A 20,385-nucleotide genomic window follows, 5' to 3' on the forward strand; every position below is an offset into this window, starting at 1 on the left:
TTCAGGTATCGCCCTCGGCGTCGCGGGCGGCCTGTTCGCGCTCCAGCGCATCGTCGGTCATGAGCTGGGTGAGCAGGGCAGACTGAATATCGTGTTCGAGCTGGACCGCGCGGTCGAGATAGGCCTGGTTTTCCGATGTCGGCACGCCGGGCTTCCACAGCTCGCGCAACTCGCGGATCGTGTGCCGGTCGTGCTGGTAGAAGATCTTCTCGGCCTGTGCTGCTTCGTATTCAGACAAGCCAACGTTTTCAAGCACGTAGCGGCCGACGCGCAGGGAACTGTCGAAGAGTTCGCGCACCACGTGATCGGCCCCCGCCTGCAACAGCTCGTAGGTATGGGCGCGGTCGCGGGCGCGGACGATGACCAGCACATCGGGGTTCATCCGCTTGGCCTGACGCACGATATTCACCGCGCCTTCAGGGTTGTTGATCGCGATGACGAGAATCTTCGCCGTGGCCAGCCCTGCGGCGCGCAGCAGGTCGATCCGGGTCGTGTCGCCAAGGAAGGTCTTGACCCCGAGGCGGCGCATGAACTGGACGCGCTTGAGATCGTGGTCGAGCAGGGTGGTCTCGAACCCGGCGGAGCGCACGAGGCGGTTGACCACCTGTCCGAACCGGCCCGATCCGACGATGATGATACGGTGCTGTTCGTCGATCTCGTCGGCTTCGGGCACTTCGGTACGCTCCTGCCGGCGGCGGCTGAGCAGGTCATGCGCGATGAAGGCGAGCGGGGTGAGCAGCATCGACAGGGCGATGATGGTGAGAAGATCGGCGCCGATCGGCTCGGTGACCACACCCTGTTGCAGCGCGAAGGTGATCAGGACGAAGCCGAACTCCCCGGCCTGCGCCAGCCCCAGCGTGAACAGCCAGTGATCGCGCCGCCGCAGCCCGAAGGCGCGCCCGAGGATGGCCAGCACGGCGGCCTTGCCGGCCATCAGCAGGAGTGTGAGAGCGAGCAGGCGCAGTGGATCGGCGAGGAAGCCCACAAGGTCGATCCCGGCGCCGACCGTGATGAAGAACAGCCCCAGCAGCAGGCCCTTGAAGGGCTGAATGTCGGTCTCCAGCTCGTGGCGGAACTCGCTGCCCGCGAGGATCACCCCGGCGAGAAAGGTGCCAAGTGCCGGCGAGAGGCCGACAAGATCCATCAGCACGGCGATGCCGACGACGATCAGCAAGGCGAAGGCGGTGTACATTTCGCGCAGGCGCGCTGAATCGATGTAGCGAAACAGCGGCCGGATGAGGTAGCGCCCGCCGAAGATCACCGCCGCCACCGCGCCGAGGGTGACGAGGGTGACACCCCAGCCCGGCAGGCCCTCGACCAGACTGAAGGTGGCGGTTTCGCCGCTGTGCTTGAGCGTGTCGGCCGCTTCGGTGGGGGCGATGGCCAGAAGCGGCAGGAGCGCCAGCATCGGGATGACGGCGATATCCTGGGTGAGCAGGACCGAGAAGGTGCTGCGCCCGCCTGCGGTCTGGATCAGGCCTTTTTCGCTGAGGGTCTGCAACACGATGGCGGTGGAGGAGAGCGCCAGCGTCATACCGACGGCGAGCGAGGTTTGCCAGCCCTGACCGAGCGCCATGACGGCGACGAAAATCACCCCGGTGGTGAGCAGGATCTGCAGGCCCCCAAGCCCCATCAGCCTGTGGCGCATGGCCCAGAGCGTGCGCGGTTCGAGTTCGAGACCGATCAGGAACAGCATCATCACCACGCCGAATTCGGCGAAATGCTGCAGATCTGCGGTGGCCGACGAGGCGATGCCGGTGATCGGGCCGATGACCAGGCCCGCAAGCAGGTAGCCCAGTACCGACCCCAGGCCGAGACGCGCCGCGATCGGAACGGCGATCACGGCGGCGGCAAGGTAGATCGTGGCATCGAGCAGGAAGCTTTCCATACAGGCGATATCGCAACCGGGGGCCGGTTTGGCAAGCCGGCATGCCCGCCGCGCTACCCGGTGCGCGCCAGGATCTGACGGCACTCGGCCTCGATCCGTTCGAGCCGGACGGTGATGCGTTCCTGAAAATCGCCAAGCTGGCCGATGATGCCCGACAGCGCGTCTTGCGCGCCGGCGGTGCGGCGGCTTTCGATCTTGCACAGCACGCGGGTGGAGGAGAGGCCGAGAACATGGCGCTGCATCACCTCGCAGGCGCGCAGGATGCGCCCGGCCTCGTCTCGCACCTGCGCGAGCCCGGTCCGTGACCGCGCGGTGAACAACGCCGCCTGCTCGGCCTGAATGCGGCGCTCGGCCTGGATGTCGAGCGTGCCGAGGGCGCGGCGCTCGATCTGGAGCTGTTGATCGCTCTCGCGCAGAATCCGCGCCATGCCTTCGAGGAACATCGAGCTGTAGACGGTGCCGAGAATCCGGGTGAAGGTGGCGCCGGAGCCGACCACGTTCTGCGCAAACCAGTCGGACATTTCGTGCGAGATCGCGCGGTAGTTCATCGACAGGGTCGAAACCGGGCCGCCGGTGGGTTCGAGCCGCGAGGCGAGCACCTGCATGTTGTGCGGGATGGTGCGCATGGCGCGGAATTCCTTGCTGAGCGCGGCGGTTTCGTCGACCAGGTGACTGGCGGCGTCGCGCATCATGCGCAGCGCGCACATGCGCGGATCGCCGGGCAGCGACAGGCCGCGGTCGCGCTCAAGAAGCTCTTCGCCCAGAGCGTGGGCGGCGAAGGTTTCGTAATCGGGGAAGCCCAGCTCGCCGAGGCGCGCGCAGAGGCGTTCGGCGCTGGCTTCCGGCGTCAGGCCATCGTCGCGCTCGGCGGCGCGCAGCATGGCATATTCCCGTTCGATCCGGTCGCGCAGGGCGCTGGTGGGTTTGATACGGGCCGACAGATACCCGCCGTCGATCGGGGCGATCACGGCGTAGACCCAGTAATGCAGGCCGTCCTGTGCGCGGTTCTTGACATAGGCGCCGATTGGCTGGCCGGCCTGTAGCCGGTTCCACATCAGCCAGAAGACGCCGCGCGGCATGTCGGGGTGGCGGATGACCTTGTGCGGGGCACCGATCAACTGGCTCCACTCATAGGCGGCGACGCGGCGGAACACGTAATTGCCCGCCTGGATCACGCCGCGCGGATCGGTGCGCGAGAAGAACACCTCGTCCAGCCCGAACGGGGCCTCGCCCCGCGCCGGGCGGAATTCCTTGCGCTTTTCGACAAAACTCACGGGCCAACTCCGCTGGATCGGCGAAGCGCGTCATCGCCCCGCAGCCCCTGCATAGGGCAGAGCGGTTACCGTGCGGTTAAGCCTGGTCCGGCCTCAGCCCAGCGGCAGAACTTCAAGCGCGTAAGTGCGGCTGCCCTTCTGATAGGTCAGGCGGTTGGCCGAGATCGAGGTGACCTGGCCGCCATCGAGCCGGTCGCCGACCTCGACCTTGACGTAGCGGCCCGTTTTCAGCCGGACGAGGGCGCGGCGGGAATTCGAACTGCCATAGATGCCGATCAGGTTGATCTCGCGCAGGTTCAGCGCGTTTTCGGTGGTCGCGCGGGTGGCGACGGAGGCGCTGGTGGGAATGGCGGGGGTGACGGTCGCCGCTGCGGCCGCGGGGGCAGATGCGGCGACCACAGCGGAGCCATCGGAGGCGCTGGCCATGGCCGAATCGACGATGGTGGCAAAATTCGAGGGCCTGTGGCTCGGCACGGCAGAGGCCACAACGGCCAGTTCGGTCGGGTTGACGAGCGCGGCCTGCACCACGTCTTCGATCGCGGCGTCGATGGCGGCGGTATCGGTTTCGGGCAGCGCGTCGTCGGGGCGGGCGTTGGGGCGCAGGAGCTGGGCGTCGCCATCCGGGGTGGTGCCGTCTGCGACGGCCCCTTCCTCGGCCGGCGGCGGGACCAGATCGGCGGGGCGCGCGCGCGGCCGGGTGCGCGGAATGTCGAGCGCGGCAATCGGCTGGGCGTCGGCGGCTTCGGCTTCGGTTTCGGCCTCCGGCACGATTTCGGCGGCCGGGTCCGGTGCGGGCTCGGTGATCGCTTCGGGGAACAGCCCGGCGGGCGGCGCCGGGGGCACCACGGCGGGGCGGCCGGAATAGACCAGAATGCCGGCGGGGCTGAGCGCGCCCTCCGGCGTGGCGACGACGAGACCGTCGGCGTCGAGGTCGAAGGTGGTGCCGGGCGGCGGGGGCGGCACCGGATCGGCCAGCGCCGCCTCGCGCAAACCGCCGTCTGCGGGTTCGGGCAGGGAAGCGGGCGGGCGGCTCGGCTCGACCGGGGCGAGGCCGGCGATATCGAGCTGATCGAGCCGGGTTGATTCGGGCGGGCTCGGGGCATCGGGCGCGCGCTGCCAGATTCCGGTCGCGGCATAGCGCGCCTCGGCAGCCTCGGGCGAGAGCACCTCGGCGGTATTGGCGAAAACGGCTTCCGCCCCCTCATCGGCGACGGCCTCGTCTTCGGGCGTCGGCAGCGCTTCCGCATCGGCGGTTTCGGTGGCGACCCCGGGGCCGGGGTTGAACAGGCTGACCTCGCCGTCATCGACCAGGAAGGTGGACCAGAGTGCGATGGCGGCCATCAGCAGCAGGAGCACGAGCGTCAGGATCAGGCCAAGGTATTTCGGCCGCGATGTAGTGGTCTGCGCGCGGCGCGCTCCGAAAACGGTCATCGCCTCGGCTTCGCGGCTGCGCCGTGTATCGGCCTCGGTCGGGGGGCGCTTGAGGCCGAAGCGGCCTTTGCGCTCGGGCTTGGGGGGTTTCGGCTCCGGCGCCGGTCTGGCTTCCGCAACCGCTGCCTCTTGCGCCGCTTCGGCTGCCCTTGCCTCGGCGGCTGCGGCCTTTTCTTCGGTGCGGCGCGCGTTGCGGTCGCGCATGGCGGTGCCGGCGCGTTCCGCCGCCGTGCTGGCGGAGCCGGAGAGCCGGGCGAAGAGGCCGGAGCCCTTCGGCTCGGGCTCGGGCGATTTGCCGGGGCGTGGCAGGGGTTTGGACAGCGCATCGGCCATGCCGGCGCGAATCCGGTCATGCGAGGGCACCGGGGCGGGCGGAATGCGCGGCGCGGCGCTGTCGGCATCGTCGTCGGTGTCGACCGCGCCGATGCGCGGGCTCAGCCCGGCGAGGCGGTTGGCGGAGGCGTCGTTGCCCGCCTTGCTGTCATCCGTATGGCGGATACTGCTGAAAGACGGGACCGGTTCGCTGGGGCCTGTATCGCTCTCAGTCGGGCCGGGCGCCACGGAGGCCGTATCCTCGGTAATCGCTTCGTCGGCGGGCGGCGCGGGGGGGACGAAGCGGGGTTCGTCGGCCTTTGGCGCGGGCTTGGGTTTGGCAGGCTTCGCCTTGGCTTCGGGCTGCGGCATGAAGGGCCGCGGCTTGCTGCTTTCGTCGTCCGGCGTGGGCGGGAAGGGGGCAAGCACCGGGGCGGCCACGCGGGGTGTGTCGTCTGCCTTGCGTTTGGGGCGGGGCGGGGTCTTTGGTGCGGGGTCCGCCGCGGCGCCGGTTTCGCCGTCACCCGACAGTTCGGCGGCGAGCTTGTCGAGTTCGGCAAAGGGATCGTCGAGGTCCGGCCCCGGCGCGGCGGGTGTTTCGACCGGCTCAGGCTCGGGGGCAGGCTCCGGCGCGGGCGGCGCCATGTCGTCCTGTGGCGTGTCAATCCGGGCCTCGGCGGGAAGCTCCTTGGCCTTCGGGTTTTGCGGCACCGGGCTGGCATCCGGCTCGATCCGCTCGCCGGGCGCGAGCAGGCGGGTGGCGGCGCGGGTTTTGCCGAAGAAGGGCTCGCCGGAAAACTCGCCGCGCGGCGGGCGGGCGACGAAGCTGACCGGGTTGAATTTGTAGTCGGCGGCGAAAGCCTCGGCCTCGTCCATCGTCTCACGCGCCAGTACGGCGACCCGGGCCTCGTCGCCCTGGGCGCGCCAGTCGAAGACCAGATCGCCTACCGGATAGGGCGTCAGCCCGTCGAGCGCCGCGCGAATCTGGACTTCGCGGGCAATGTCGTCGGGGCCGGGGGCGGCGAGGGTGGTGTAGAGGATCTGGCTGTTGGGGACGATCACCTTGGTGGTGAAGCCGCCGCTTTCCAGCATTGCCGCCGAGCGGCGCAGCTCTTCGAGGTTGCTGCTCAGGTTGGGATCGTCCAGCGCGACGGAGCCCACCAGCGTCCACCCGCCCTTGGAGCGGTGCAGAAGGTTGATGCCCTCATGGCTGAGATCGAGCGCGAAATTCGGTTTCATAAGCTAACGGCCGTACACGTCCCCCGCGCCACGGGGCTCCGGGCGCGTGTTGGAACCTATCGCAGTCAGACGGACAAGGAAAGACCAAGCCGGGCGGTTGCGGGCACTTGGCGGGTTCCGTCCGATTCACGCGGGGAACGGCGGCGAACATATGGGAAAGGCGGGGAATTTCGCGGTTGGCGGCGCGGCGCGCGGCGCGGGGGATTTGGTCGCGCGGCGTTGATTTTGTGTAAACCGCCAGAACGCAACCAGAGCGGGTGAGATTGACTTTTGGAACGCCTCAGGGTAGCTATTCTGCCAAGCTAGAAGATCTGACTCAACGGCCCGGCGTTTTCGCCGCGGCCGTTTTTTCATGTCCGGCGCGGAGGGCAAACAGAGAGGCAAAAACAAGAAGAATGAACACAAAAGGCCCGGATCAACAGGACAACGATCACGCCGAGATGCTCGGACTGGCGGCCCGCAACCTGACACGGGTGCTCGCCGCGCTGGATGAGGTGATCGGCGAGATCGAAACCCGGCAGGACGGGGCGCAGGGCAAGGCGAAGGCTCTTGCCGCCGATCTGCGCAAGGCAATCCAGACCGTATTTGACGAAAGGCAGCGCATTGACAAACTCGATGGCAAACTTGGTGACACATCCGGCGGCGGCGCGGGGCTCGACCTCGATGCGGCGCGCGCTGAGATCGGGCGCAGACTTGATCGCCTCCGCGAGCGTGGTGGAGCGGACGGCGTTTCTGGAGGGGCTGACGGATGAGGCGCTGCTGGCGCTGCCGTGGCTGTGGGAGTTCTGGGCGCTGGAGCATCAGCTTGCGCCGGAGGGCGACTGGCGATCCTGGGTGATCATGGGCGGGCGCGGCGCGGGGAAAACCCGCGCCGGGGCCGAATGGGTGCGAATGCAGGTAGAGGGGGCGCGGCCGGGCGATCCGGGCCGCGCCGCCCGGGTGGCGCTGGTGGGTGAGACGCTGGATCAGGCGCGCGAAGTGATGGTGTTTGGCGACAGTGGCATCCTCGCCTGTTCGCCGCCGGACCGCCGCCCGGTCTGGGAGGCGACACGGCGGCGGCTGGTCTGGCCTAACGGCGCGGTGGCGCAGGTGTTTTCGGCGCATGAGCCGGAGGCGCTGCGGGGGCCGCAATTCGATGCCGCCTGGGTTGACGAACTGGCGAAGTGGAAGAAGGCCGAAGAGGCCTGGGACATGCTGCAATTCGGCCTGCGGCTGGGCGAGCATCCGCAGCAGGTGATCACCACCACGCCGCGCAATGTGGGCATCCTGAAGGCGATCCTCGCCAATCCCTCGACGGTGACGACCCATGCGCCGACCGAAGCAAACCGGGCGAATCTGGCGCGGAGCTTTCTGGCGGAGGTGCAGGCGCGCTACGGCGGCACCCGGCAGGGGCGGCAGGAGCTGGAAGGGCTGCTGATCGAGGACGCCGAAGGGGCGCTGTGGACCTCGGCGGGGCTGGAGGCGGCGCGGCTGGATATCGCGCCGGACTTCGACCGGGTGGTGGTGGCGGTCGATCCGCCGGTGACCGGGCACAAGGGCTCGGACGAGGCGGGGATCGTCGTGGTGGGCGTGGTGACAAGGGGCGGCCCACGGGAGTGGCAGGCGGTGGTGCTGGAGGATGCGAGCCTGCCGGCGGTCAGGCCCACGGTCTGGGCCGAGGCGGCGCTGGCGGCGATGGAGCAGCACGGGGCGGAGCGGCTGGTGGCAGAGGTCAACCAGGGCGGCGATCTGGTGGAAGAGCTGATCCGCCAGATCGACCCGCTGGTGCCGTTTCGCGCGGTGCGCGCGAGCAAGGGCAAGGTGGCGCGGGCCGAGCCGGTGGCGGCGCTTTACGAGCAGGGACGGGTGAAGCATCTGCGCGGGCTGGCCGATCTGGAAGACCAGATGTGCCGGATGACGGCGCATGGCTACGAGGGTAAGGGCAGCCCGGACCGGGTGGATGCGCTGGTCTGGGCGATTCACGAAGTGCTGATCGTGCCGGCGCGCAAACGGAGTGGCAATCCGCAGCTGCGCGCGCTGGGTTAAACACTTTTTTAACCGGCGGTGGGAAAGTGCCCCCATCGCGACATTGAGCCCCGGCGGTGATGCCAGGGCAGGCGCGACACCGAATGAGATGAGACGAGCGGCGGCCGGGGCGATGCGCCCTGGCCGGGCGGGAGGGCTGTGCCGGCGCGCCGGCCCGGACAGGCGAGACGAGGAGCGAGACGGGATGGCGATGTTTGACTTTTTCAGGCGGGATGGGGCGGCGGGTGCGCCGGAGGCGAAGGCATCGGCCACCGGCCCGGTGATCGCCTATGCCGGCTCGGGCCGGGTGGCCTGGAGCCCGCGCGACACGGCGAGCCTGACGCGCGCCGGGTTTGCCGGTAACCCGGTGGGCTTTCGGGCCGTCAAGCTGATCGCCGAGGCCGCCGCCGCGCTGCCGCTCGTGCTGCAGGACGCCACGACGCGGTTCGAGGCCCATCCGGTGCTCGATCTGATCGCCCGGCCCAACCCGCTTCAGGGCCGCGCCGAGCTGTTCGAGGCGCTGTTCGGGCAGATCCTGCTCTCGGGCAATGCCTATGTGGAAGCGGTAGGCGGCGAGACGGGAGTGCCGGCGGAGCTGCATGTGCTGCGCTCGGACCGGATGAGCCTGGTGCCGGGGCCGGATGGCTGGCCGGTGGCTTACGATTACACGGTGGGGGCGAAGAGGCACCGCTTTACGCTGGGCGAGGGCGCGGCGCCGATCTGTCATATCAAGGCGTTCCACCCGCAGGACGACCATTACGGTCTGTCGGCGCTGCAGGCTGCCGCCGCCGCGATCGACGTGCACAATGCCGCCTCGGCGTGGTCCAAGGCGCTACTGGACAATGCGGCGCGGCCCTCGGGGGCGATCGTCTATTCCGGGGCCGACGGGGAAGGCACGCTTTCGCCCGAGCAATACGACCGGCTGCTGGCGGAGATGGAAGCCTATCACATGGGCGCGCGCAATGCCGGGCGGCCGATGCTGCTGGAAGGCGGGCTGGACTGGAAGCCGATGGGGTTCAGCCCCTCGGATATGGAATTTCAGAAGGTCAAGGAAGCCGCCGCGCGCGAGATTGCTACCGCTTTCGGCGTGCCGCCGATGCTGCTCGGCATCCCCGGCGACATGACTTACGCCAATTATCAGGAGGCCAACCGGGCCTTCTACCGGCTCACGGTGCTGCCGCTGGTGAGCAAGGTGAGCGCGGCGCTCGGCCATTGGCTGGGCGGCTTCTCCGGCGAGGCGGTGGCGCTGAAGCCCGATCTCGACCAGGTGCCGGCGCTGGCGGCGGAGCGCGACCAGCAATGGGCGCGGGTGAGCGCGGCGGATTTTCTGACTGAGGACGAAAAGCGGGGGCTGTTGGGGCTGCCGAAGCTGGGCGGGGCCTGATCCGGGGGCTGTTCCGATCATGAAACAAGGAAAGAACATGGGCGATTTCAACGAGATGGGCCTTGAACATAAGTTCGTGGCGCTGGGCGACACGGAAGCGGTGGCCGACGGGCTGAAGATCGAAGGTTATGCGAGCTATTTCGGCGAGGTGGATCGGGGCGGCGATATCGTTTCGCCGGGAGCCTATGCCCGCTCGCTCGCCGCGCTCGCGGCCCGGGGTGGGCAGGTGAAGATGCTCTGGCAGCACGATCCGGCCCAGCCCATCGGCGTCTGGGACGAGGTGCGCGAGGACGGGCGGGGGCTGTTCGTGAAGGGCCGTATCCTCGCCGATGTGGCGAAGGGGCGCGAGGCGGCGGCGCTGATCGGGGCGGGGGCGATTGACGGGCTCTCCATCGGCTACCGCACGGTGAAGGCCACGAAGGACGACAAGGGCCGGCGGCTCTTGACCGAGCTGGAGCTTTGGGAGGTGTCGCTTGTCACCTTCCCGATGCTGCCGAGTGCGCGGGTGGGGGCCAAGGGCGAGAGCCCGGAGGCGTGTGCCTTGCGCGAATTGGCGGGCGTTTTTGACGGCGCGCGCCGGATGCTGGCCGACGGGTTCCGCGCCAGCGATCTGACCCCTGTGGAGGACAAATCATGAGCAACGAGGCGAATACCGCTCAGAACGGGGCCGCTGCCCTGCCGGCGCCGACTGCGGAGGTGAAGACCGCGCTGGCCGGTTTCATCAGCGATATCAAAGCATTTCACGACGACATTCACAAACGGATCAACAACCAGGAAGAGCGATTGACCATGCTGGATCGGAAAAACCTCACCACTGTGCGCCCGGCGCTTGCGGCCGGGCACGACCTTGATGCGCCGCACAAGAAAGCGTTTGAAGCCTATCTGCGCTCGGGCGATGATGACGGGCTGCGCGGGCTGCACCTGGAAGGCAAGGCGCTGAATACCGCCGTGGCCTCGGATGGCGGCTATCTCGTCGATCCGGAGACGGCGGCGAGCATCGCCAGCGTGCTTTCCTCCACCGCCTCGATCCGCGCCATCGCCAATGTGGTGAAGGTGGAGGCCACCTCCTATGACGTGCTGATCGACCACGGCGAGGTGGGCAGCGGCTGGGCCACCGAGTCCGGCTCGGTGAGCGAGACCTCGACGCCGAGCATCGAGCGGATCTCGATCCCGCTGCACGAGCTGTCGGCGCTGCCTAAGGCCAGCCAACGCCTGCTCGACGATGCCGCCTTTGACATCGAGAGCTGGCTGGCGGGCCGGATCGCCGACAAATTCGCCCGCGCTGAAGCCGATGCCTTCATCAATGGCGACGGGGTGGACAAGCCCACCGGCTTCCTCACCCACCCGGCCGTGGCGAATGCGGCCTGGGTCTGGGGGGCGCTGGGCTATGTCGCCTCCGGCGTGTCGGGCGATTTCGATGCCGATACGGTCATTGATCTCGTCTATGCGCTCGATGCCGAATACCGTGCCGGCGCCTCCTTCGTGATGAATTCGAAGACGGCGGGCGCGGTGCGCAAGATGAAGGATCTCGATGGCCGCTTCCTGTGGTCGGACGGTCTGGCGGCGGGGGAACCCGCGCGGCTGATGGGCTATCCGGTGCTGATCGCCGAGGACATGCCCGATATCGGCGCAGATGCCACACCCATCGCGTTTGGCAATTTCGCTGCCGGCTACACCGTGGCCGAGCGCCCCGATACCCGCATCCTGCGCGATCCGTTCTCGGCCAAGCCGCATGTGCTGTTCTACGCCACCAAGCGCGTCGGCGGCGATGTGAGCGACTTTGCCGCGATCAAGCTGATGAAACTGTCGGCCTCCTGAGGCCCGGCGACCGGCTCCGCGCCTGCTTCTGGCGGGCGCGGATGGTGGGCGCGCCGGATGGCCGGCGTTGTCTAGCTGCTCCCCTCCGTCCGAGCGACGCTGGCGGCGCGCCCACCTCACCCGCGATGCGAGGGGCCCGAATTTCGGAGAAGAACCATGATGTTAACCGAGCAGACCCCGGTGCCGGGCACGGCGCTTCCGGTCGCGCAATTCAAGGACCACCTGCGGCTTGGCACCGGGTTTGCCGATGACGGGGTGCAGGACGAGGTGCTGGACGCCTATCTGCGCGCGGCACTGGCCAGTGTGGAGGCGCGCACCGGCAAGGCGCTGATCGCGCGCAGCTTCAGCTGGAGCGTGACCGCCTGGCGCGATCTTGCCCGGCAGGTGCTGCCCGTCGCGCCAGTGCGCGCGATCACCGGCCTCAGCATCCTCGACCGCCACGACCAGGAGGAGGCGATCGCGTCTACGCGCTACCGGCTGGAGACAGATCTGCACCGCCCGGCGCTGGTGGCGGCGGGGCTGAGCCTGCCGGTGATCCCGGTGGGCGGGCGCGCGGTGATCGGCTTCGAGGCCGGGTTTGGCCCGGACTGGCAGGCGGTGCCCGCCGATCTGGCGCAGGCCGTTTTGCTCCTTGCCGCGCAATTCTACGAGAACCGGGGGACCGGGGCGGGCGAGGCGCTGCCGCAGGCGGCGCAGGCGCTGATGGCGCGCTGGCGCAATGTGCGGCTGTTTGGCGGAGGTGCGGCGTGAAAGGGCCGGTGTTGAACCGAAAGCTGGTGCTGGAAGCGCCGGTGCGGCTGCCGGACGGGGCCGGGGGCTTTGCCACCACCTGGGAGGTGCTGGGCACGCTCTGGGCCGAAATCAGGCCGGGGGCGGGGCGCGAGCGGGCGGTGGAACTCATGACCGTGGCGACGCTGCCCTTGCGCATCACGGTGCGGGCGGCGCCGGAGGGCGCGCCTTCGCGCCCCGTGCCGGAGCAGCGGTTTCGCGCCGGGCAACGGGTGTTTCGCATTCTCGCCGTCACCGAGGCGGATGCGGGCGCGCAGTACCTGAGCTGTTTCGCGCAAGAGGAGGTGAGCCAATGAGCTATGGCGTGGCGGTGGCGCTGCAACAGGCGGTGTATCAGGCGCTGGTGGCCGATCCGGTGCTGGGCGGGCTGGTGGCGGGGGCGATCTATGACGCGGTGCCGCCGGGGATCGTCTCGGGCACCTATGTGAGCCTTGGCCCCGAGGACGTGCGCGAGGCGTCGGACAAGACCGGGCATGGCGCGCTGCACGAGATCACCGTGAGCGTGGTGACCGATGCGGCGGGGTTTTCGACCGCGAAGGAGGTGGCAACGGCGGTGTCGGATGCGCTGGTGGATGCCGAACTGCCGCTCGCGCGCGGCGCGCTGGTCTATCTCAACTTCTACCGCGCGCGGGCGCGCCGGGTTCAGGACGCCGATATGCGTCGTATCGACCTGAAGTTCCGCGCCCGGGTGCAGGACAGCTAACAACTTATTCTCAAACGGAGTTTTCACCATGACCGCGCAGAACGGCAAGGATCTTCTCATCAAGCTCGACATGGATAATGCGGGCTCTTTCGAAACCATCGCGGGGCTCAGGGCCACGCGGATCAGCTTCAACGCCGAGACGGTGGATGTGACCAGCCTCGAAAGCCAGGGCGGCTGGCGTGAATTGCTCGGCGGCGCGGGGGTGAAATCGGCGGCGATCTCGGGCTCGGGCGTGTTTCGCGATGCGGCCACCGACGAGCGGGCGCGGCAGATCTTCTTCGACGGCGAGGTGCCGCGCTTTCAGGTGATCGTGCCCGATTTCGGGATCATCGAGGGGCCGTTCATGATCGCCTCGATCGACTATGCGGGCAGCTATAACGGCGAGGCGAGCTATGAGCTGTCGATGGCCTCGGCGGGCGCGCTCGACTTCACGGCGCTCTGAGCATGGCAAATCCCTGGGCGGGCGAGGTGGCGCTGGTGATCGACGGCGAGCGGCGGGTGATGAAGCTTACCCTCGGCGCGCTGGCGGAGCTGGAGGAGAGCCTTGAGACGGGCTCGCTGGTGGCGCTGGTGGAGCGGTTCGAGGGCGGGGATTTCTCCACCCGCGACGTGCTGGCGCTGATCGTGGCGGGGCTGCGTGGTGGCGGCTGGCGGGGGAGTGCGGGCGATCTGCTGGCCGCCGAGATCGCCGGCGGGCCGGTGGCGGCGGCGCAGGCGGCGGGGCAGTTGCTGGCGCGGGCTTTCGGCCCGGCGGAGGCCGAACAGTGAGGTTCGACTGGGCCGGGCTGATGCGGCTGGGGTTGCGCGGGCTGGGGCTGAAACCGGCGGAGTTCTGGGCGCTGACCCCGGCGGAGCTGCTGGTGCTGCTGGGCCGGGACGGGGCGGAATCGCCGCTGGGCCGGGCGCGGCTGGAAGAGCTGGCGCGGGCATTTCCCGACCACGGGTCGGGGCAGGATACGGAGTAACGGGACATGGCTGATCTGGAGTTCCTCGACGGGTTCGACGACGAAATGGCCTCGCTCAAGGGCAGTTTGCAGGATGCGGGCGAGATGACGGCGGCCTTCAGCGCCGAGCTGAAGAAGATGGGCGCGACGGTCGATGAAATCTCGACCGATGTGAGCGTGCTCTCGGGCGGGTTTTCGCGCGGGCTGAAAGGCGCGGTGGATGGGCTGGTGGATGGCAGCCTGACGTTGAGCGACGCGCTCCAGTCGGTACGTCAGGCGATGATCGACACGGTCTACGACGCTTCGGTGAAGCCGGTGACCGACCATGCGGGCGGGCTTCTGGCCGAGGCGGTGGGCGGGCTGATGAACAGCCTCTTGCCCTATGCAAACGGCGCGGCCTTCAGCCAGGGGCGGGTGATGCCCTTTGCGCGGGGCGGGATCGTTTCGGGGCCGGTGACTTTTCCGATGCGCGGCGGCACCGGGCTGATGGGCGAGGCGGGGCCGGAGGCGATCATGCCGCTGGCGCGCGGGGCCAATGGCAAGCTTGGGGTGCAGGTGCAGGGCGGCGGCCGGCCGGTGAACGTGACGATGAATATCTCGACGCCGGATGCCGAAGGGTTCCGCCGCTCGAAGGGCCAGATCGCGGCCGAGGTGAGCCGGGCCATCGCGCGCGGCCAGCGTTACAACTGAGGAGGCGAGGCGATGAATTTTCATGAAATCCGGTTTCCGCCGAGCCTGAGCTTCGGCTCGGTGGGCGGCCCCGAGCGGCGCACCGAGGTGGTGACGCTGGCCAATGGCTACGAGGAACGCAACACGCCCTGGGCGCATTCGCGCCGGCGCTACGATGCGGGCGTGTCGATGCGTTCGCTCGACGATGTGGAGGTGCTGATCGCCTTTTTCGAGGCGCGGCAAGGCCAGCTTTTCGGCTTTCGCTGGAAGGACTGGGCCGACTTCAAATCGGGCCTGCCGTCGAGGGCGGCGGCCTATCAGGACCAGCTTATCGCCTGGGGCGATGGCGAGACCACGGCGTTTCAACTGATCAAGACCTACAAATCGGGCGCGCACGGCTATGCCCGCCCGATCCGGAAGCCGGTGGCGGGCAGCGTGAAGCTCGGGCTTCAGGGCGATCCGCTGATCGAGACGGTGCATTACACGGTGGACGAGACCACCGGCATCGTGACTTTTGCCGATGCGCCCGCCGCGGGAGCGGATATTACGGCGGGCTTCGAGTTCGACGTGCCGGTGCGCTTCGACACTGACCGGATCCAGACCTCGGTCGCCTCGTTTCAGGCGGGCGATGTGCCCTCGGTGCCGGTGGTGGAGCTGCGGATCTGATGGCGCTGGCGGACGCATTCCAGGCGCATCTGGACACGGGCGTGACCACGCTGGCGCGCTGCTGGGCGCTGACCCGGCGCGACGGCACGGTTTACGGCTTCACCGATCATGACCGCGACATCGCCTTTGGCGGGATCGCCTTCAAGGCCGATACCGGGCTGACGGCGCGGGCCTTGCAGCAGACCACCGGGCTGTCCATCGACAATTCCGAGGCGCTGGGGGCGCTGTCGGATGCGGCGGTGAGCGAGGCCGATATCCGCGCCGGGCGCTTCGACGGCGCGGCGGTGGAGGCGTGGCTCGTCAACTGGGCGGCGCCGGAGCAGCGGGTGATGCAGTTTCGCGGCACGCTGGGCGAGATCACCCGGGCGGGCGGTGCGTTTCAGGCCGAACTGGTGGGGCTGAGCGAGGCGCTGAACCGGCTTCAGGGCCGGGTCTACCAGACCCAATGCGCCGCCGTTCTGGGCGATGGGGCCTGCCGGGCTGATCTGGGCAATCCGGCGTTTTCCGGCAGCGGCGAGGTTCTGGCGCTTGAGGACCAGCGGGTGATGCGGCTGGGCGGGTTTGCGGGCTTTGCCGATGGCTGGTTTGCCCGCGGGCGGCTGGTGGTCGAGAGCGGCGCGGCGGCGGGGCTCGTGGGCGTGATCCGGCGCGATACGCTGAGCGGCGGGCTGCGCGGCATCGAGCTGTGGGAGAGCCTGCGGGCGGAGATTGCGCCGGGCGATGCCGTGCGGCTGGAGGCCGGCTGCGACAAGACCGCCGCCACCTGCAAGGCGAAGTTTGGCAACCTTCTGAACTTCCGGGGCTTTCCGGATATTCCGGGCGAGGATCGGCAGGTTTCCCTGCCGGTGCGGCGTACCGGCGTGGCGAGCGAGCGGGGCGGCAAATGAGTGGCGATGCGATCGTGGCGGCGGCGCGCGGCTGGATCGGCACACCCTATGTGCATCAGGCCTCGTGCCGGGGGGCGGGGGCGGATTGCCTCGGGCTGATCCGGGGCGTGTGGCGCGAGGTGCTGGGCGGCGAGCCGGTGGCGGTGCCTGCCTATACGCCCGACTGGTCGGAGGCGGGGGGCGAGGAGCTTTTGCTGCGTGCGGCAGCGGCCTGGCTCGATCCGGTGCCTCCCGGCGCAGAGCGGTCGGGCGACGTGATGGTTTTCCGGATGCGGCGCGGCGCGGTGGCCAAGCATCTGGGTATTCTCGCCGAAACCGGGGCGGCGCCCAGCTTTATCCATGCCTATTCCGGCCATGCGGTGCTGGAAAGCCCGCTGACGCCGCCCTGGGCGCGGCGGGTCGTGGCGTATTTCAGGTTTCCTTCAAAGGGGTAAGACATGGCGACGATTGTTCTCTCGGCGGTGGGCGCCTCGATCGGGGCTTCTGTCGGCGGCGGATTTCTCGGGCTTTCGTCGGTGGTGATCGGACGGGCGGCGGGTGCGATTGCCGGCTCGATGATCGACCAGGCGGTGATGGGCGGCGGCTCGGAAACGGTGGAGCAGGGCAAGGTGGACCGCTTCCGCCTCACCGGCGTGTCGGAGGGCGCGCCGATTGCCCGGGTCTATGGCCGGATGCGGATGGGCGGGCAGGTGATCTGGAGTTCCGGCGTGAAGGAGCATGCCACCGTCAGCGAGGAAAGCGACGGCGGCTCCGGCAAGGGGGTGCTGACCGGCGCCGCGCAGGGGACGAGCCGCACGACCACGGTGGAGTACCGCTACACGATGAGCCTGGCCATCGCGCTCTGCGAGGGCGAGATCACCCGGGTGGGCCGGGTCTGGGCCGATGGCGACGAGATCGCGCCGGAGCGGCTCAACATGCGCGTCTACCCCGGCAGCGAAAGCCAGATGCCCGATCCGAAGATCGAGGCGGTGAAGGGGGCGGGCAATGTTCCGGCCTATCGCGGCGTGGCCTATGTGGTGATCGAGGATCTCGACATCACCGCCTTCGGCAACCGGGTGCCGGTGCTGAATTTCGAGGTAATCCGCCCCGAGCAGCCCGACGAAGTGGCCGAGATCGCGCGGGGCACGAAGGCGGTGGCGATCATTCCGGGCACCGGCGAATACGCGCTGGCGACGCGCCGGATCCATGCCGGGACGAAGCCGGGCGAGAAACGCCCGCTGAACGAGAACACGCCGCTCGGCAAGACCGATTTCGCCGCCTCGCTGGAGATGCTCGACGAGGCTTTGCCCGGGCTGGAGGCGGCCTCGCTCGTGGTGTCGTGGTTCGGCGACGATCTGCGCTGCCACCGATGCGAGATCAGGCCGCTGGTGGAGCGCCATGAGGATGACGGGCACGAGATGCCGTGGCGCGTATCGGGGCTGGGGCGCGCGGGCGCGGGGCTGGTGCCGCGCGATGGCGGCAGGCCCGTCTATGGCGGCACCCCCACCGATCGCTCGGTGGTGCAGGCGATCCGGGCGCTGAAACAGACGGGCAAGGCGGTGACCTTCTACCCGTTCATCCTGATGACGCAGATGGCGGGCAACGGGCTGCTGAACCCCTGGACGGGCGACAGCGGCCAGCCGGTGCTGCCCTGGCGCGGGCGGATCACCACCTCGCGCGCGCCCGGTGTGGCGGGGTCGCCCGACCAGACCGGCGCGGCGGCGGCGGAGGTGGCGGCGTTTTTCGGCACCGCCACGCGGGGCGACTTCGCCGTTTCCGGTAATGATGTGAGCTACAGCGGGCCGGACGAATGGTCCTACCGGCGGTTCATCCTGCATTACGCGCATCTGTGCCAGGCGGCGGGCGGGGTGGATGCCTTTCTGATCGGCTCCGAGCTGCGCGGGCTGACGCAGATCCGCAGCGCGCGCGATGTGTTCCCGGCGGTGGCGGCGCTGCGCGCGCTGGCGGGCGAGGTGCGCGCGGTGCTGGGGCCGGGGGTGAAGATCTCCTATGCCGCCGACTGGTCGGAATATTTCGGCTTTCACCCGGGCAATGGCGATCTGTTCTTCCACCTCGATCCGCTCTGGGCCGATGATGAGATCGACTTCATCGGTATCGACAATTACATGCCGCTCTCCGACTGGCGTGACGGGGCGGATCACGCCGACGCGCATTGGGGCTCGATCTACGATCTCGACTATCTCAAGGCCAATATCCTCGGCGGCGAGGGCTATGACTGGTATTATCACGCCCCCGAGGCCGAGGCGCTACAATTGCGCACGCCGATCACCGATGGCGCGCATGACGAACCCTGGGTCTGGCGCTACAAGGATCTGCCGGGCTGGTGGCGGAATGCCCATCACCAGCGGGTAGACGGCGCGCGCGCGGCGCAACCGACCGACTGGGTGCCCGGATCGAAGCCGATCTGGTTTACCGAGATCGGTTGCGCCGCGATCGACAAGGGCACCAACCAGCCCAACAAGTTCCTCGACCCGAAAAGCTCGGAATCGACCCTGCCGAAATACTCCGACGGCACGCGCGACGACTTCATCCAGATGCGCTATCTGCGGGCGCTGAACGAGTTCTGGGCCGATCCGGCCAACAATCCGGTGGATGCCGAAAGCGGGGTGCGGATGCTCGATATGAGCCGCGCCCATGTCTGGGCCTGGGACGCGCGGCCCTTCCCGTGGTTTCCGGCGCGGCGGGGCCTGTGGTCGGACGGTGACAATTACCGGCGCGGCCATTGGCTGAACGGGCGTGAGGCGAACCGCTCGCTCGCTTCGGTGGCGAGCGAGATCTGCACCCGTTCCGGTGTGGCGGCGCATGATGTGTCGCGCCTCTACGGCGTGGTGCGCGGCTATGCGGTGAACGAGGTGACGGGCGGGCGCAACGCGCTGCAGCCGCTGATGCTGGCGCATGGCTTCGAAGCCGCCGAGCGCGATGGCGTTCTGACGTTTTTCAGCCGCACCGGGCTGGCCGATGGCGGGCTCGATCAGGCGCGGCTGGCGCTGAACGAGGAACTGGAAGGCCATATGGAAGTCTCCCGTGCGCCGGAGGCCGAGACGGCGGGGCGGGTGCGGCTCAACTTCATCGAGGCGGATGCGGGCTACGAGACCCGGGCCGTCGAGGCGATCTTTCCCGACGAGGCAACGCACGCGGTGTCTCAAAGCGAGCTGGCGATGGTGCTCACCGGGGCCGAGGGGCGCGCGATCACCGAGCGCTGGCTGGCCGAGGCGCGGGTGGCGCGCGACGGCGCGCGCTTCGCCCTGCCGCCCTCCGGCCTTGGCTGGCGCGCGGGCGATGTGGTGCGGCTCGATCTGCCCGGAGGGGCGGGCAATTTCCGCATTGACCATCTGGAGCAGGGGATGGGCGCGCTTGCCCGCGCGGTGCGGGTGGAGCCGGGCGTTTTTCGCCCCGCCGAGGCGCTGGAGCTGGCGGTGGAGATGCCGGATTACACCCCGCCCGTGCCGGTGCTGCCGCTGTTCCTCGATCTGCCGCTGCTGAGTGGCGAGGAGGTGCCCCATGCGCCGCATCTGGCGGTGACGGCGCTGCCCTGGCCGGGGCCGGTCGCGGTGTATCGCGGCCAGGGGGAGGCCGGCTACAAGCTGATCCATCTGGCCGGCGTGGCCGCCCGGATCGGAGTGAGCGAGACGGCGCTGCCCCGCGCGCGCGCCGGCGTGATCGACCGTGGCCCGGCGCTGCGGGTGCGGATGAGTTCGGGCGATCTGTCGTCCGCCGCGCTGTCGCGGGTGCTTTCCGGCGCCAATGCGGCGGCCATCGGCGATGGCAGCCCCGGCAACTGGGAGGTGTTTCAGTTCACCACCGCCGAGCTGGTGGACGAGGACCTGTGGGAGATCACCGGCCGGCTGCGCGGGCAAGCGGGGACAGATGCGCTGATGCCGGAAGTCTGGCCCGCCGGCTCCTACCTGGTGATGCTCGATGGTGCGGTCGCGCAGATCCCGCACCCGGCTGGCCTGCGCGGGCTGGAACGCGATTTCCGCATCGGCCCCGCCGCGCGCAGCTATGACGACGAGACCTATATACACGCGGCCCATGCCTTCGAGGGGGTGGGGCTGCGGCCGCTCGCGCCGGTGCACCTCACGGCGCGCTGGGCGGGCGGCGATCTGGCGGTGAGCTGGATCCGCCGCACCCGGATCGACGGTGACGGTTGGCTTTCGGCAGAGGTGCCGCTGGGCGAGGAGGCCGAACGCTACACCCTGCGGGTGATGGTGGGGCAGAGTGTGCTGCGCGAGGCCGAGGTGACGGCCCCGGCCTGGACATACAGCGCCGCGATGCGCGCGGCTGATGGGGTGAGCGGACCCTTCGCCATCGAGGTGGCGCAGGTTTCGGCGCGGGTCGGCTCCGGCCCGTTCCGCCGGATCGCGGTGGCGGGGTGAG

19 protein-coding genes are annotated in these 20,385 nt (G+C 69.0%); 16 read left to right on the forward strand and 3 right to left on the reverse strand.

Going from position 1 to position 20,385, the window contains the following annotated elements:
- Window position 1: 1 nt before the first annotated feature.
- The 3 genes from QMG28_RS13085 to QMG28_RS13095 form a co-directional block, all read right to left on the reverse strand.
- Window positions 2-1,888 (reverse strand): monovalent cation:proton antiporter-2 (CPA2) family protein, encoded by a 1,887-nt coding sequence (locus QMG28_RS13085; RefSeq protein ID WP_281842755.1) that lies wholly within the window; start codon window positions 1,886-1,888, stop codon window positions 2-4.
- A gap of 53 nt (window positions 1,889-1,941) precedes the next feature.
- Window positions 1,942-3,162 carry a PAS domain-containing protein gene (locus QMG28_RS13090; protein WP_281842756.1) on the reverse strand — a complete coding sequence of 407 codons (1,221 nt, stop codon included), beginning with the start codon at window positions 3,160-3,162 and terminating at the stop codon, window positions 1,942-1,944.
- 93 nt (window positions 3,163-3,255) lie between these two features.
- Complete coding sequence (locus QMG28_RS13095; RefSeq protein WP_281842757.1) at window positions 3,256-6,144, reverse strand: hypothetical protein; 2,889 nt, start codon at window positions 6,142-6,144, stop codon at window positions 3,256-3,258.
- A gap of 395 nt (window positions 6,145-6,539) precedes the next feature.
- On the opposite strand from QMG28_RS13095, the gene QMG28_RS13100 reads away from it, so the two are divergent.
- The 16 genes from QMG28_RS13100 to QMG28_RS13175 all read left to right on the forward strand — a co-directional run bounded on the left by QMG28_RS13100 (window position 6,540) and on the right by QMG28_RS13175 (window position 20,384).
- Window positions 6,540-6,896 carry a hypothetical protein gene (locus QMG28_RS13100; protein WP_281842758.1) on the forward strand — a complete coding sequence of 119 codons (357 nt, stop codon included), beginning with the start codon at window positions 6,540-6,542 and terminating at the stop codon, window positions 6,894-6,896.
- On the forward strand, window positions 6,808-8,169 hold the full coding sequence (locus QMG28_RS13105; RefSeq protein WP_281842789.1) for a DNA-packaging protein: 1,362 nt from the start codon (window positions 6,808-6,810) through the stop codon (window positions 8,167-8,169). Before QMG28_RS13100 ends, QMG28_RS13105 begins: the two co-directional genes overlap by 89 nt.
- Before the next feature lie 184 nt (window positions 8,170-8,353).
- Window positions 8,354-9,532, forward strand: a complete 1,179-nt coding sequence (locus QMG28_RS13110) for a phage portal protein (protein WP_281842759.1) — start codon at window positions 8,354-8,356, stop codon at window positions 9,530-9,532.
- A gap of 55 nt (window positions 9,533-9,587) precedes the next feature.
- Window positions 9,588-10,169: an HK97 family phage prohead protease gene (locus QMG28_RS13115; protein ID WP_281842790.1), complete on the forward strand. Its 582-nt coding sequence runs from the start codon at window positions 9,588-9,590 to the stop codon at window positions 10,167-10,169.
- Window positions 10,166-11,350: a phage major capsid protein gene (locus tag QMG28_RS13120; RefSeq protein ID WP_281842760.1), complete on the forward strand. Its 1,185-nt coding sequence runs from the start codon at window positions 10,166-10,168 to the stop codon at window positions 11,348-11,350. Before QMG28_RS13115 ends, QMG28_RS13120 begins: the two co-directional genes overlap by 4 nt.
- 156 nt (window positions 11,351-11,506) lie before the next feature.
- Window positions 11,507-12,100, forward strand: a complete 594-nt coding sequence (locus tag QMG28_RS13125; protein WP_281842761.1) for a head-tail connector protein — start codon at window positions 11,507-11,509, stop codon at window positions 12,098-12,100.
- Window positions 12,097-12,435 carry a head-tail adaptor protein gene (locus QMG28_RS13130; RefSeq protein ID WP_281842762.1) on the forward strand — a complete coding sequence of 113 codons (339 nt, stop codon included), beginning with the start codon at window positions 12,097-12,099 and terminating at the stop codon, window positions 12,433-12,435. The genes QMG28_RS13125 and QMG28_RS13130 overlap by 4 nt, the downstream gene beginning before the upstream one ends.
- Window positions 12,432-12,842: a DUF3168 domain-containing protein gene (locus tag QMG28_RS13135; protein WP_281842763.1), complete on the forward strand. Its 411-nt coding sequence runs from the start codon at window positions 12,432-12,434 to the stop codon at window positions 12,840-12,842. The genes QMG28_RS13130 and QMG28_RS13135 overlap by 4 nt, the downstream gene beginning before the upstream one ends.
- A 28-nt stretch (window positions 12,843-12,870) precedes the next feature.
- Window positions 12,871-13,284 (forward strand): phage major tail protein, TP901-1 family, encoded by a 414-nt coding sequence (locus QMG28_RS13140; protein ID WP_281842764.1) that lies wholly within the window; start codon window positions 12,871-12,873, stop codon window positions 13,282-13,284.
- Between the two features lie 2 nt (window positions 13,285-13,286).
- On the forward strand, window positions 13,287-13,610 hold the full coding sequence (locus tag QMG28_RS13145) for a gene transfer agent family protein (RefSeq protein WP_281842765.1): 324 nt from the start codon (window positions 13,287-13,289) through the stop codon (window positions 13,608-13,610).
- A complete protein-coding gene (locus tag QMG28_RS13150; protein ID WP_281842766.1) occupies window positions 13,607-13,807 on the forward strand; it encodes a rcc01693 family protein in 201 nt (66 codons plus the stop codon). Before QMG28_RS13145 ends, QMG28_RS13150 begins: the two co-directional genes overlap by 4 nt.
- A 6-nt stretch (window positions 13,808-13,813) precedes the next feature.
- On the forward strand, window positions 13,814-14,476 hold the full coding sequence (locus tag QMG28_RS13155) for an RcGTA-type gene transfer agent tail tape measure protein (RefSeq protein ID WP_281842767.1): 663 nt from the start codon (window positions 13,814-13,816) through the stop codon (window positions 14,474-14,476).
- 12 nt (window positions 14,477-14,488) lie between these two features.
- Entirely contained in the window at window positions 14,489-15,121 is a 633-nt protein-coding gene (locus tag QMG28_RS13160) for a DUF2460 domain-containing protein (RefSeq protein WP_281842768.1), read from the forward strand.
- Window positions 15,121-16,008, forward strand: a complete 888-nt coding sequence (locus tag QMG28_RS13165) for a phage/gene transfer agent baseplate hub protein (protein ID WP_281842769.1) — start codon at window positions 15,121-15,123, stop codon at window positions 16,006-16,008. The genes QMG28_RS13160 and QMG28_RS13165 overlap by 1 nt, the downstream gene beginning before the upstream one ends.
- Window positions 16,005-16,442, forward strand: coding sequence for an NlpC/P60 family protein (locus QMG28_RS13170; protein WP_281842770.1), 438 nt, complete (start codon window positions 16,005-16,007; stop codon window positions 16,440-16,442). The genes QMG28_RS13165 and QMG28_RS13170 overlap by 4 nt, the downstream gene beginning before the upstream one ends.
- Window positions 16,443-16,445: 3 nt before the next feature.
- Window positions 16,446-20,384 (forward strand): baseplate multidomain protein megatron, encoded by a 3,939-nt coding sequence (locus QMG28_RS13175; RefSeq protein WP_281842771.1) that lies wholly within the window; start codon window positions 16,446-16,448, stop codon window positions 20,382-20,384.
- Window position 20,385: the final 1 nt, after the last annotated feature.

The organism is Sinisalibacter aestuarii (assembly GCF_027923545.1).
Lineage (GTDB): Bacteria > Pseudomonadota > Alphaproteobacteria > Rhodobacterales > Rhodobacteraceae > Sinisalibacter > Sinisalibacter aestuarii.

Bases quoted from the DNA above. Each gene is read 5' to 3' on its own strand.
- QMG28_RS13085 (WP_281842755.1), bottom strand. From the start codon at position 1,888: ATGGAAAGCTTCCTGCTCGATGCCACGATCTACCTTGCCGCCGCCGTG.
- QMG28_RS13095 (WP_281842757.1), bottom strand. From the start codon at position 6,144: ATGAAACCGAATTTCGCGCTCGATCTCAGCCATGAGGGCATCAACCTT.
- QMG28_RS13100 (WP_281842758.1), top strand. From the start codon at position 6,540: ATGAACACAAAAGGCCCGGATCAACAGGACAACGATCACGCCGAGATG.
- QMG28_RS13105 (WP_281842789.1), top strand. From the start codon at position 6,808: ATGCGGCGCGCGCTGAGATCGGGCGCAGACTTGATCGCCTCCGCGAGC.
- QMG28_RS13110 (WP_281842759.1), top strand. From the start codon at position 8,354: ATGGCGATGTTTGACTTTTTCAGGCGGGATGGGGCGGCGGGTGCGCCG.
- QMG28_RS13115 (WP_281842790.1), top strand. From the start codon at position 9,588: ATGGGCCTTGAACATAAGTTCGTGGCGCTGGGCGACACGGAAGCGGTG.
- QMG28_RS13120 (WP_281842760.1), top strand. From the start codon at position 10,166: ATGAGCAACGAGGCGAATACCGCTCAGAACGGGGCCGCTGCCCTGCCG.
- QMG28_RS13125 (WP_281842761.1), top strand. From the start codon at position 11,507: ATGATGTTAACCGAGCAGACCCCGGTGCCGGGCACGGCGCTTCCGGTC.
- QMG28_RS13135 (WP_281842763.1), top strand. From the start codon at position 12,432: ATGAGCTATGGCGTGGCGGTGGCGCTGCAACAGGCGGTGTATCAGGCG.
- QMG28_RS13140 (WP_281842764.1), top strand. From the start codon at position 12,871: ATGACCGCGCAGAACGGCAAGGATCTTCTCATCAAGCTCGACATGGAT.
- QMG28_RS13145 (WP_281842765.1), top strand. From the start codon at position 13,287: ATGGCAAATCCCTGGGCGGGCGAGGTGGCGCTGGTGATCGACGGCGAG.
- QMG28_RS13155 (WP_281842767.1), top strand. From the start codon at position 13,814: ATGGCTGATCTGGAGTTCCTCGACGGGTTCGACGACGAAATGGCCTCG.
- QMG28_RS13160 (WP_281842768.1), top strand. From the start codon at position 14,489: ATGAATTTTCATGAAATCCGGTTTCCGCCGAGCCTGAGCTTCGGCTCG.
- QMG28_RS13165 (WP_281842769.1), top strand. From the start codon at position 15,121: ATGGCGCTGGCGGACGCATTCCAGGCGCATCTGGACACGGGCGTGACC.
- QMG28_RS13170 (WP_281842770.1), top strand. From the start codon at position 16,005: ATGAGTGGCGATGCGATCGTGGCGGCGGCGCGCGGCTGGATCGGCACA.
- QMG28_RS13175 (WP_281842771.1), top strand. From the start codon at position 16,446: ATGGCGACGATTGTTCTCTCGGCGGTGGGCGCCTCGATCGGGGCTTCT.